11 protein-coding genes are annotated in these 11,121 nt (G+C 73.3%); 8 read left to right on the top strand and 3 right to left on the bottom strand.

Translation table 11 applies throughout. The features are described 5' to 3' along the window. From ACWGJ5_RS07000 to ACWGJ5_RS06990, 3 genes are all read left to right on the top strand, one after another. Positions 1-669, top strand: coding sequence for a potassium-transporting ATPase subunit C (locus ACWGJ5_RS07000; RefSeq protein WP_453308740.1), 669 nt, complete (start codon positions 1-3; stop codon positions 667-669). 77 nt (positions 670-746) lie between these two features. Continuing rightward, a complete protein-coding gene (locus ACWGJ5_RS06995; protein ID WP_453308739.1) occupies positions 747-1,430 on the top strand; it encodes a response regulator in 684 nt (227 codons plus the stop codon). Between the two features lies 1 nt (position 1,431). Continuing rightward, on the top strand, positions 1,432-3,954 hold the full coding sequence (locus ACWGJ5_RS06990) for a DUF4118 domain-containing protein (RefSeq protein ID WP_453308738.1): 2,523 nt from the start codon (positions 1,432-1,434) through the stop codon (positions 3,952-3,954). Positions 3,955-3,956: 2 nt separating this feature from the next. On the opposite strand, the gene ACWGJ5_RS06985 is transcribed toward ACWGJ5_RS06990, so the two are convergent. After that, on the bottom strand, positions 3,957-4,556 hold the full coding sequence (locus ACWGJ5_RS06985; RefSeq protein WP_453308737.1) for a universal stress protein: 600 nt from the start codon (positions 4,554-4,556) through the stop codon (positions 3,957-3,959). Positions 4,557-4,829: 273 nt separating this feature from the next. Between ACWGJ5_RS06985 and ACWGJ5_RS06980 the strand changes: the two genes are divergently transcribed. Continuing rightward, complete coding sequence (locus ACWGJ5_RS06980) at positions 4,830-5,156, top strand: SAV_915 family protein (RefSeq protein WP_453308736.1); 327 nt, start codon at positions 4,830-4,832, stop codon at positions 5,154-5,156. A 15-nt stretch (positions 5,157-5,171) separates the two neighbouring features. Beyond that, a complete protein-coding gene (lysA, locus tag ACWGJ5_RS06975; RefSeq protein ID WP_453308735.1) occupies positions 5,172-6,497 on the top strand; it encodes a diaminopimelate decarboxylase in 1,326 nt (441 codons plus the stop codon). Between the two features lie 57 nt (positions 6,498-6,554). On the opposite strand, the gene ACWGJ5_RS06970 is transcribed toward lysA, so the two are convergent. Together ACWGJ5_RS06970 and ACWGJ5_RS06965 are read right to left on the bottom strand one after the other, a co-directional pair. Beyond that, on the bottom strand, positions 6,555-7,931 hold the full coding sequence (locus tag ACWGJ5_RS06970; protein WP_453308734.1) for an ATP-binding protein: 1,377 nt from the start codon (positions 7,929-7,931) through the stop codon (positions 6,555-6,557). After that, positions 7,928-8,599 (bottom strand): response regulator transcription factor, encoded by a 672-nt coding sequence (locus ACWGJ5_RS06965; RefSeq protein WP_453308733.1) that lies wholly within the window; start codon positions 8,597-8,599, stop codon positions 7,928-7,930. The genes ACWGJ5_RS06970 and ACWGJ5_RS06965 overlap by 4 nt, the downstream gene beginning before the upstream one ends. 152 nt (positions 8,600-8,751) lie before the next feature. On the opposite strand from ACWGJ5_RS06965, the gene ACWGJ5_RS06960 reads away from it, so the two are divergent. Genes ACWGJ5_RS06960 through ACWGJ5_RS06950 form a run of 3 tightly spaced genes read left to right on the top strand, consistent with a single transcriptional unit; the run spans position 8,752 to position 11,095 of the window. Next, positions 8,752-9,438 carry a DUF4956 domain-containing protein gene (locus ACWGJ5_RS06960; RefSeq protein WP_453308732.1) on the top strand — a complete coding sequence of 229 codons (687 nt, stop codon included), beginning with the start codon at positions 8,752-8,754 and terminating at the stop codon, positions 9,436-9,438. Then, positions 9,435-10,247 (top strand): polyphosphate polymerase domain-containing protein, encoded by an 813-nt coding sequence (locus tag ACWGJ5_RS06955; protein ID WP_453308731.1) that lies wholly within the window; start codon positions 9,435-9,437, stop codon positions 10,245-10,247. Before ACWGJ5_RS06960 ends, ACWGJ5_RS06955 begins: the two co-directional genes overlap by 4 nt. Next, positions 10,244-11,095 (top strand): phosphatase PAP2 family protein, encoded by an 852-nt coding sequence (locus tag ACWGJ5_RS06950; RefSeq protein WP_453308730.1) that lies wholly within the window; start codon positions 10,244-10,246, stop codon positions 11,093-11,095. The genes ACWGJ5_RS06955 and ACWGJ5_RS06950 overlap by 4 nt, the downstream gene beginning before the upstream one ends. Positions 11,096-11,121: the final 26 nt, after the last annotated feature.

Raw genomic sequence — 11,121 nt, 5'->3', positions numbered from 1 at the left:
ATGAACAACTCCGTGACCAACACCGTCCGGTTGCTCGGGGCGGGCCTCAGGGCCCTCCTCGTGCTGACCCTGGTGACGGGCGTCATCTACCCGCTGGTCGTCACCGGCATCGCCCAGGGGCTGTTCGGCGACAAGGCGAACGGCTCCGAGATCAAGGCGGACGGCAAGGTGGTCGGCTCGTCGCTGATCGGGCAGTCGTACAACCTGCCACTGAAGAAGGGCCAGGAAACCCCGGATCCGGACCTGAAGTGGTTCCAGGGCCGCCCGGCCAACGGCCTCGGCGCGAACAGCGTCAACACGCAGTACAAGCTGATCCTGTCGGGTGCCACCAACCTGTCCGCCGACAGCAAGGTGCTGGTCAAGCAGATCGGGGACGCCAAGGCGGCCGTGATCAAGGACAACTCGGTCCCCGGCTACACCGTGAAGCCGTCCGACGTCCCCGCCGACGCCGTCACCTCCTCCGGTTCCGGACTGGACCCGGCCATCTCCCCGGAGTACGCCGAACTCCAGGTGCACCGGGTCGCCGCGAAGAACGGCCTGCCCGTCGCCGCGGTGGAGAAGCTGGTCGAGGAGCACACCACCGGCCGCACCCTCGGCTTCATCGGCGAGCCGCAGGTGAACGTCCTGGAGCTCAACATCGCGCTCAAGGACCTCGTGGCGAAGAAGTGACCGCCTTACGCGATTCGCGACGGGAGTCGGCGCCTGAGGGCGCCGGCTCCCGCAGGCATGACAGGAGACACACACCCATGACCAGGGTGCTCGTGGTGGAGGACGACCCGCAGCTGGTACGGGCCCTCGTCATCAACTTGCAGGCACGTCACTACGGCGTGGACGCCGCCCCCGACGGTGCCACGGCCCTCCGGCTCGCCGCCTCGCGTCAGCCCGACGTGGTGCTGCTGGACCTGGGCCTGCCCGACACGGACGGCGTCGACATCATCAAGGGCCTGCGGGGCTGGAGCCGCGTTCCGATCCTGGTCCTGTCCGCCCGGCAGGCCTCCGACGAGAAGGTGGCCGCGCTCGACGCCGGCGCCGACGACTACATCACCAAGCCGTTCAGCATGGACGAGCTGCTCGCCCGGCTGCGGGCCGCCGTCCGCCGTACCGGGGACACCCCGCTGGTCCCCGAGACCACACTGGTCGAGACCGAGCACTTCACCCTGGACCTGCTCGCCAAGAAGGCCGTACGGAACGGGCGGGACGTACGGTTGACCCCGACCGAGTGGCACCTGCTGGAGATCCTGGTCACCAACCCGGGCCGGCTGATCACCCAGAAACAGCTGCTCCAGGAGGTCTGGGGCGTCTCGCAGAGCAACAAGACCAACTATCTGCGGGTCTACATGGCCCAGCTGCGCCGCAAGCTGGAGTCGGACCCCTCCCAGCCCCGCTATCTGATCACCGAGCCCGGCATGGGCTACCGCTTCGAGGGATGACATGGCACGTGGCAGGCTCCGGATCTACCTCGGCGCGGCACCCGGCGTCGGCAAGACCTACGCGATGCTGTCGGAGGCACACCGCCGTATCGAGCGGGGCACCGACTGCGTGGTCGCCTTCGTGGAACACCATCACCGGCCGCGTACCGAGGTGATGCTGCACGGCCTGGAACAGGTGCCGCGCCGGGAACTCACCTACCGGGGCAGCGTCTTCACCGAGATGGACGTGGACGCCGTCCTCGCGCGCCGCCCCCAGGTGGCGCTCGTGGACGAACTGCCCCACACCAACATTCCCGGCTCGCGCAACGCCAAGCGCTGGCAGGACGTGGAGGAACTGCTCGCCGCCGGGATCGACGTGATCTCGACCGTGAACATCCAGCACCTGGAGTCGCTCGGCGACGTGGTCGAGTCGATCACGGGCGTGCGGCAGCAGGAGACCGTCCCGGACGAGGTCGTACGCCGCGCGGACCAGATAGAGCTGGTCGACATGTCCCCGCAGGCCCTGCGCCGCCGGATGGCGCACGGCAACATCTACAAGCCGGACAAGGTCGACGCGGCCCTGTCCAACTACTTCCGCCCCGGCAACCTGACCGCCCTGCGCGAGCTGGCGCTGCTGTGGGTGGCGGACCGGGTCGACGAGTACCTGAACGAGTACCGGCGCGAGCACCGGGTGTCGGCCATCTGGGGCTCGCGGGAGCGGATCGTGGTCGGCCTGACCGGCGGACCCGAGGGCCGGACCCTGATACGGCGTGCCGCGCGCCTGGCGGAGAAGGGCGCCGGCGGCGAGGTGCTGGCCGTCTACATCTCCCGCAGCGACGGCCTGACCTCGGCCTCCCCGAAGGAACTCGCCGACCAGCGCACCCTCGTGGAGGACCTCGGGGGCACCTTCCATCACGTCGTCGGCGACGACATACCGGCCGCCCTGCTGGACTTCGCGCGGGGCGTGAACGCCACCCAGATCGTCCTGGGCGTCTCCCGCCGCAGGAGCTGGCAGTACGTCTTCGGGCCGGGCGTCGGCGCCACGGTCGCCCGCGAGTCCGGTCCCGACCTCGACGTCCACCTCATCACGCACGACGAGGCGGGCAAGGGCCGCGGACTGCCGGTGGCGCGCGGCGCCCGCCTCGGCCGCTCCCGGGTCATCTGGGGCTGGGCCGTGGGCGTGCTGGGCCCCGCCCTGCTCACCTGGCTCCTCACCAGCACCACCCCGGACGTCGGCCTCGCCAACGACATGCTGCTGTTCCTCACCCTGACGGTGGCGGCGGCCCTGCTCGGCGGGCTCTTCCCGGCGCTGGCCTCCGCGGTGGTCGGCTCCCTGCTGCTCAACTGGTACTTCACCCCGCCCGTCCACACCCTGACGATCGCCGACCCGAAGAACATCGTCGCCATCGCGATCTTCGTCGGGGTCGCCGTGTCCGTGGCCTCGGTGGTGGACCTCGCCGCCCGGCGCACCCACCAGGCCGCCCGGCTGCGCGCCGAGTCGGAGATCCTCTCCTTCCTCGCGGGCAACGTCCTGCGCGGCGAGACCACTCTGGAAGCGCTGCTGGAACGCGTCCGCGAGACCTTCGGCATGGAGTCGGTGGCCCTGCTGGAGCGCACCGGCGAGACCGCTCCCTGGACCTGCGCCGGCAGCGTGGGACCGAGGCCGGCCGAGATCCCGGAGGACGCGGACGTCGACGTCCCCGTCGGCGACCACATGGCGCTGTCCCTGCGCGGCCGGGTGCTGCCCGCCGCCGACCGCCGGGTGCTGGCCGCGTTCGCCGCGCAGGCCGCCGTCGTGCTGGACCGGCAGCGGCTGCAGAGCGAGGCCGACCGGGCGAAGGAACTGGCCGAGGGCAACCGCATCCGCACCGCCCTGCTGGCCGCCGTGAGCCACGACCTGCGCACCCCGCTGGCCGGCATCAAGGCCGCGGTGACCTCGCTCAGGTCGGACGACGTCGAGTGGTCCGCGCAGGACCGGGCGGAACTGCTGCAGGCCATCGAGGAGGGCGCGGACAGGCTCGACCACCTGGTCGGCAACCTGCTCGACATGTCCCGCCTGCAGACCGGCACGGTGGTGCCCATCATCCGCGAGACCGACCTCGACGAGGTCGTGCCCATGGCGCTCGGCGGGGTGCCCGAGGACAGCGTGGAACTGGACATCCCCGAGTCGCTGCCGATGGTGTACGTCGACCGGGGCCTGCTGGAGCGGGCGGTCGCGAACGTCGTGGAGAACGCCGTCAAGTACAGCCCGCCGAGGGAGCGGGTCCTGGTCTCCGCGAGCGCCCTCGCCGACCGGGTCGAGGTGCGGGTCGTGGACCGCGGGCCGGGCGTTCCGGACGAGGCCAAGGACCGCATCTTCGAACCCTTCCAGCGGTACGGGGACGCTCCGCGCGGGGTCGGCGTCGGGCTCGGCCTCGCCGTCGCCCGGGGCTTCGCGGAGGCGGTCGGCGGGGCGCTGGCCGCCGAGGACACGCCGGGTGGGGGCCTCACCATGGTGCTCGCCGTGCCGACGGCGCCGGATCGCCTGCCTGCGGCCATGTCCTGACCTCAGGTTCGGGGGGGCTTGCCGTGTTCGTTCGGCTGCGGGTGCGCTGGTCGCGCCCACGCGGCGGAGCCGCATGTCGGCACAGCCGGCCGCAGCCCCCAGACGTTGCGCCGATGCACCGCCGCCAGTTCCGCCTGCAGCGGTGACGGCGGGACCGCGAGGACGGGACACGTGGCGTGGGCGAGGCAGTGGCGGCTGACCGACGGCCACAGTGCCCGGCGCAGCCGGCCCCGCTGTCCGGCGCCGACGACGAGCAGGTCGTCGTGCCGGCCGGCGGTCCGCACCAGCGCCGGTCCGGGGGCGCCCCGCACGACGAGCGCCTGCCCGGGCAGCCCGGTGTCCGTGCTGCCGAACACCTCGCGCAGGGCTGTGACGAGCCGCTCGCAGGCCAGCCGTTCCCACTCCTCGGCCATGGGGGTCGAGGACGGGAACCCGCGGGCGAGGGCGTCCCCCTCCGGCGGCTCCCACGCCAGCACCGGCCAGAGCTCGGCTCCCCGGCTCCTGGCCTCGTACGCGGCCCGGCCCAGGGCGGTCGCTCCGCCCAGTGAGCCGCTGACTCCCACCACGACCCGGGCGGCCGAAGGCGGGCGGTACTCGGACATCGGCTCCTCCTTGGAAATCCCCTCCATCACACCTCGCGCCGGAGCCCTCGAACAGGGCGTACGCCTGTTCCTGACACCCTTCTGACGGCCCTTCCCCGCTCGTTCACCTGCGGCGTCAGCATGCCGTCAAGGCCCGCCGGATCGCCGTCAGCGTCACGTCAGGGCTCGTCCCGGGACCCCCGGCACCGGGCATACCGTCGACACCGCGCCCCGGTCCGCCTCCCCGCGTCCGGGGCTTCCAGAACCTCGCTCACCGCCTTCCGGGAGGCACCCATGGCAGAACTCCGCTACGGCGAAGACCCCGAGCCCTCCGATCCGTTCCCGGCCGGACCCCTGTACGTCCCGGTCCGGCCGGGTCCCGCCGGGTGTGCGGCCCGGCTCTTCCGCACACCGCTCGGCGACCGTACGGCCGTCGGCTTCACCTCCGCGCGGCGGCTGGCCGCCACCCTCGGCGCCGACCAGGCCTGGATCCGCCTCGCCGAGCCGGCCCTGCGCGCCCTGACCGCCCCGCTGGGCGTCGCCCACCTCACGGTGGACCCCCGGTTCACCGCGCCCGCTCCCGGGCCGGTGTCCGCCCCGGCAACCGTTCTCGCAGTCTGAGAGGGGAGGACGACGATGACCACGGTCCACGAACCCGCCACCGCCGCCGACCTGTTGGTGTGGCCCGCCTCCACCGCCGAACCGGTCCGCGGCGACCTCACCGTGGGCGGTGTACCGCTCGCCGAGGTCGCCGGCCGCTTCGGCACCCCCGTCTACGTCCTGGACGAGGCCGAGGTCCGCGACCGCTGCCGTACCTACCGGGACGCCTTCCCGGACGCCGAAGTCCTGTACGCGGCGAAGGCGTTCCTGTGCCGGGCCATGGCCCACTGGACGGCCGAGGAGGGCCTCGGCCTGGACGTCTGCTCCGCCGGTGAGCTCGAACTCGCCGTCACGACCGGCTTTCCGCCCGAGCGGATCGTGCTGCACGGCAACGCCAAGTCCCCGCACGACCTGGACACCGCCCTGCGCCTCGGCGTGGGCCGGGTCGTCATCGACAGCCCCGCCGAGATCGCGCGGCTCGCCGCCGCCGTCGGGCCGGACGGCCACCAGAGGGTCATGGTCCGTGTCGTGCCCGGGATCAGCGCGGGCGGCCACGAGAAGATCCGCACCGGCACCGACGACCAGAAGTTCGGCCTGTCCATCGCCGACGGCCACGCCCAGCACGCCATCGCCCGCATACTCGACCAGCCACAGCTCGAACTCACCGGCCTGCACTGCCACCTGGGCTCGCAGATCACCAGTGTCAAGCCGTACCTCGTCGCCGTACGCCGCATGGTCGGGCTGATGGCCCGTCTGTACGAGCAGCACGGCCTGGTCCTGCCCGAACTCGACCTCGGCGGCGGCCACGGCATCGCCTACCGCCCCGGCGAGGCGGCTCTCGACCTCACCGCACTGGCCCGCAAGGTCCGCACCGAACTCGCCGACTCCTGCGCCACGGCCGGACTTCCCGTCCCGCGCCTGATCATCGAGCCCGGCCGGGCGATCGCGGGCCCCGCCGGGATCGCGCTGTACCGCGTGCTGTCCGTGGAGCACACGGGCGGCCACGCCTTCGTGGCGGTCGACGGCGGCATGGGCGACAACCCGCGGCCGGCCCTGTACGGCGTCCGGTACGCACCGCGCCTGATCGGCCGCCCCGGCTCGGCGGAGCGCGCCCGGGTCACCGTGGTGGGCCGGCACTGCGAGGCGGGGGACGTCCTGGCCGCCGACGTCGAACTGCCCGCCGACACCCGTCCCGGTGACCTGCTCGCCGTACCGGTGGCCGGTGCCTATCACCTGTCCATGGCCTCCGGCTACAACCTGGTCGGCCGCCCGCCCGTGGTCGCCGTACGCGACGGCCTCGCCCGCCTCCTGGTCCGCCGCGAGTCCCTGGAGGACATCCGCAACCGGGACGTGGGCCTGTAGCCGGCTGCCGCCGCACACCGGAGCGGCCCTGCCGGTGCCGGGCGGGCTGCCCGCTCCTCAGCACGGCACGTCGACGGTGACCGTCGCCCCGCCCCCCGAGTTCTCCGCCCGGACCGTACCCCCGTGAGCCACGGCCACCGCCTGCACGAACGCGAGCCCCAGACCCGAGCCCTCGCTCGTGCGACTGGCCTCCGCGCGGGCGAAGCGGTCGAAGGCGCGGGGCAGGAACCCGGGCGGGAAGCCCGGCCCCTCGTCGGTGACGGACAGCCGCAGCCGGCCCTCGTGGACGACGGCCGTGACCGCGACGGCCCCTTTGCCGTGCCGCAGTGCGTTGTCGACCAGGTTGCCGATGGCGGGCACCAGCCAGCGGGCGTCGACGTCGACGCTGGTGTCCGCCGCGTCGGCCGTCAGGCCCCGCCCGGCCCGTCCGGCGGTGCGCAGATGCGGGGCCACGGCGTTGTCGACCAGGTCGGCCAGTCCTACCGGCGCCCGCGTGATGTGGCCGGTGCTGCCGAGTTCCTCCAGGTCCAGCAGGGCGTTGGAGAGGTCGATCAGGCGCTGGACCTCCGCGTCCACGGAGCGCAGGGTCTGGTTGAGTTCCTCGGCGGAGCGGGGGCGGTGCAGTGCGACGTCGACCTCGGCCCGCAGCAGGGACAGCGGGGTGCGCAGCTCGTGGCTGGCGTCCGCGACGAAGCGGCGCTCGCGGACGGCGGACGCCTCCAGGCGGTCGAGCATGCGGTTGAGGGTGTGTCCGAGCCGGGTGATCTCGTCGTCGCGGTCGGCGGGCACGTCCAGGCGCAGGTTCGGCTCTCCGTCGGCGAGGGCGGCGGCCGCGGTGCGGTAGCGCTCGACGGGGCGCAGGGCGGCGCGTGCGGTGCGGTAGCCGACGTACGAGGCGGCGATCAGGGTCAGTCCGGAGGCGAGCGCGAGCTGGGCGAGGAGTTCCCGCAGGGCCTCGTCGCGATGGCCGCGGCGGACGGCTGCGACGACGACACGGGTCGCTCCGCCGGAGGCCCGGACCCGCTCGGCCCGCAGGCGTAGCGTGTCCGGGGTGATCGGCAGCAGGGAGCCGACGTCGCGGCGTACCGCGTGTCCGCGTACGGCGACCTCGAGTTCGGCGGGAGTGAGCAGCGACCGATGGCCCACCGCGGCACTGGGGGCGAGGACCCGGCCGCGGGTGTCGAGGACCTGGCAGAGGCTGCCGCTGGGGCCCGGGGGCAGCACGGTGCCGGCGCGGACGGCCCGGTCGAGGCTGTGCCGGTAGGTGGCCAGGTCGTCGTGGAGCTGGCGGTCGAGGGCGCTCTGCACCCGCCAGTAGACCAGCCCGGCCGTCCCGGTCAGCACGAGCGACATGGTGACGGCGACGGCCAGCACGAGCCGGGTGACGACGGGCAGCCGGCCGAACCGGGCACGCAGCCGGCCGGGCGGGGTCACGGGGCGGTCTCCAGGCGGTAGCCGCGCCCGCGCAGGGTCGTGATCGTCGTACGGCCGAAGGCCCGGTCGACCTTCGCGCGCACCTTGGAGACGTGCACGTCGATGGCGTTGCTGCGCAGGTCTGTCTCGCCGTCCCAGATCTCGTCGAGCAGCTGCAGCCGGGTCACCACGCACCCGGCGTTCTCCATCAGCACCCGCAGCACGTCGAACTCGCGCCGGGACAGGTCGAGTTGGGTGTCCGCCCGCCAGGCCCGCTGCTGCTCGGGGTCGAGGACCAGGTCGCCGACCTTCAGGCGGCCGGAGCAGTCGGGGCGGCGCCGGGAGATCGCCCGCAGCCGCGCCAGCAGCTCCTCCAGGGCGAACGGCTTGACCACGTAGTCGTCTGCGCCGGCGTCGAGACCGGCGACCCGCTCGTTGATCGCGCCCCGCGCGGTGAGGAGGACGACGGGCACGTCGACGCCCTCGCCGCGCAGGGTCCGGCACACCTCGAGCCCGTCCATCCCGGGCAGCATCACGTCCAGCAGGACCGCGTCCAGCCGGGGGTCACGGGCGGCGGCCAGGCCGGATGGGCCGTCGTAACGGCCCTCGGCGGTGTGTCCGGACTCGGTGAGGTAGCGGACGACGAGGTCGGTGAGGCGGGTCTCGTCGTCGACGACCAGGTAGTGCATGCCGGCCAGGCTAACCGCCCGCACCCCGGGCCTCGGGCGCCGGTGAGGCTTCATGGTGTGTTCATGTGACATCCCTACCGTCCTTCACGTCGCGGCGCTCCGCGGACCGCGACCGGTCCGCCGTCCGACGTGCCGGGACGGAAGGGACAGTCATGGACGCACTGGTGCTCGCCGCCAAGGGCATCACCACACACATCGCCCCCACGGACCTCCTCACGCGCGGCGGCCTCGATGTCGTCGCCCTGATGGTCCTGGTCGGCCTGCTCTACCGGCGCCGCCCCAGCGCCCCGGCGATGCCACTGGTCCTGGTCGCGCTGAACGTCGGCCTGTTCGCGGCGATGAGCACGATCAGCGCGGGCAAGTTCCCCGCCGGGGTCGGCTTCGGGCTGTTCGGCATCCTCTCCCTGGTCCGGCTGCGCAGCGCCGCCTTCACCCTGCGCGACGTCGCCTACACCTTCGTGTCCCTGGTCGTCGCCCTGTGCACCGGACTCCCGCAGCGCGACAGCTGGCTGGTGATCGCGCTGGACGCGGTGGTGCTGCTGGCGGTCCTGCTGGTGGACGACCCCCGCGCCTACCCGCCGCCGACCCACACGGTGAAGCTGACCCTGGACCGGATCTACGACGACCCCTCCCTGATCGCCCACGACGTCGCGTTCCGCTTCGGACAGGCGCCGCTGTCGGTCGAGGTCGACGAGGTCGACTACGTGCGCGAGACCACCCGGGTCTCCGCCCGCTACGCCGCGGTACCGGGCGAGACCGCCGCCGCCCAGGACGTCCTGCCGGGCGAACCCGGCCCCGCGCCGGACGCCGGGTCGCGCGAGCAGGTGACCGTCGTATGACCTCCTCGCTCGCGGCCGGCCTCGGCCTCACCGCGCTGCGCGGTGCCACGCTCGCCGAGGTCGACGCGGCGGCCGCGCTCCAGCACCGCACCGACCGCAAGTACCTGCTCCCCCTCGACCGCGCCCGCGACCTCGTCGCCCGGCTCGCCGACAGCCACCACGTCCTCGACCTGGCCGGCCGTCGTACGACCGGCTACCTCAGCACCTACTTCGACACCGAGCAGCTCGGCGCCTGGCGGGCCCATGTCCAGCGCCGCCGCCGGCGCTGGAAGGTCCGCACCCGCCTGTACGCGGAGGACGGGCTGTGCCGGGTGGAGGTGAAGACGAAGGACGGCCGCGGGGCCACCGTCAAGCACGCCCTGCGTGCCCCTGCCGAGCACTACGGCCGACTGGACGCCCGCGCCGCCGAGTTCGTGGACCGGGTGCTGCGCGAGGCGGACATCCCGGTCACCACCGCGGCGCTGTCCCCCGCCGCGGAGATCCACTATGTCCGCGCGGCCCTCGCCGACCTGGACCACGGCACCCGCGTCACCCTCGACGGCGGCCTCACCTGCCGGCACGGCGACCGCACCGCCGCCCTCGACCCGGGGCACGTCCTCGTGGAGACCAAGGGCGCCGCCCGGCCCGCCCCCGCCGACCGGCTCCTGCTGCGCCTGGGCGCCCGGCCGGTCTCCCTGAGCAAGTACATCGTCGGCCGGTCCCTGCTCACCCCCGGCCTGCCCGACAACGACGTCCGCCGGCTCGCCCGCACCCACTTCACCTCCGAGGCGAGGCCCGCCCCGCTCCTGGAAAGGACACCCGCCGCATGAACGTCCTGCGCGGCATCAAATGGCCGTACGCCGTCATCGCGCTGATCGCCGTGGCCGCCGCCTCCTTCGGTCTGCTGCGGCCGCAGCTGGCCGCCATCGGCTTCCCCGGGCTGAAACTCTCGGCGACCGACCGCATCAAGCAGAGCCCGCCCCCGGCGCTCTTCACCGACACCGCGATCGCGCCGATCGGGAAGTCGGCCGACGCGCAGCGCCAGAAGGCCGACGCCCTCTTCGCCCGGTGGAAGAAGGCACACGGCACCACCCGCGACGACAGGGCGTTCGCCGCCTGGGCCGCCCGGCAGGTCCCCGCGCCGCCCACGGCGAAGCAGCGCACCGCCGAACTCCACCAGGTCCAGGCCCTCGCCAGGGCCCGTACGGCCGCGGGGAGGAAGGCGGCCGCCTGGCTGGAGCTCAACGGCAAGAAGGACATCTGGAAGCTCTACCTCCACGACCAGACCGAACTCGTCCCCGCCGCGCGGGGCACCGCGGAGAAGGCCGAGCTCAAGGCGGCCCTGACGCTGGCCAAGACGATCAGTGACCAACTGGCGGCCAAGGACGAGCAGCCGGCCCCGTACGTCCTGGACCCGACCCTGCGCCCGGACAAGCACATCACGCCCGGCGCCAGGGGCCCGTACTCCTACCCCTCCCGGCACGCGGCGCGTTCGGCCGCGGCCGTCACCATCCTCAGCGCCCTCTGCCCGCACCGGGCCGGGGACTACGAGTGGATGCGGTCCCAGGTCCTCTACTCCCGCCTCTACATGGCCGGTCATGTCACCAGTGACCTGATGGCCGGAACCCTGCTCGGCGACCTGATCGGCGACTACGAACTCGCTGTCGGCGGGCACTGATCGTGGGGTGGTGCGCCCCGGCCGCG

It is taken from the genome of Streptomyces sp. NPDC054783, from assembly GCF_053611725.1.
This window is presented reverse-complemented; position numbering and strand designations above follow the sequence as displayed.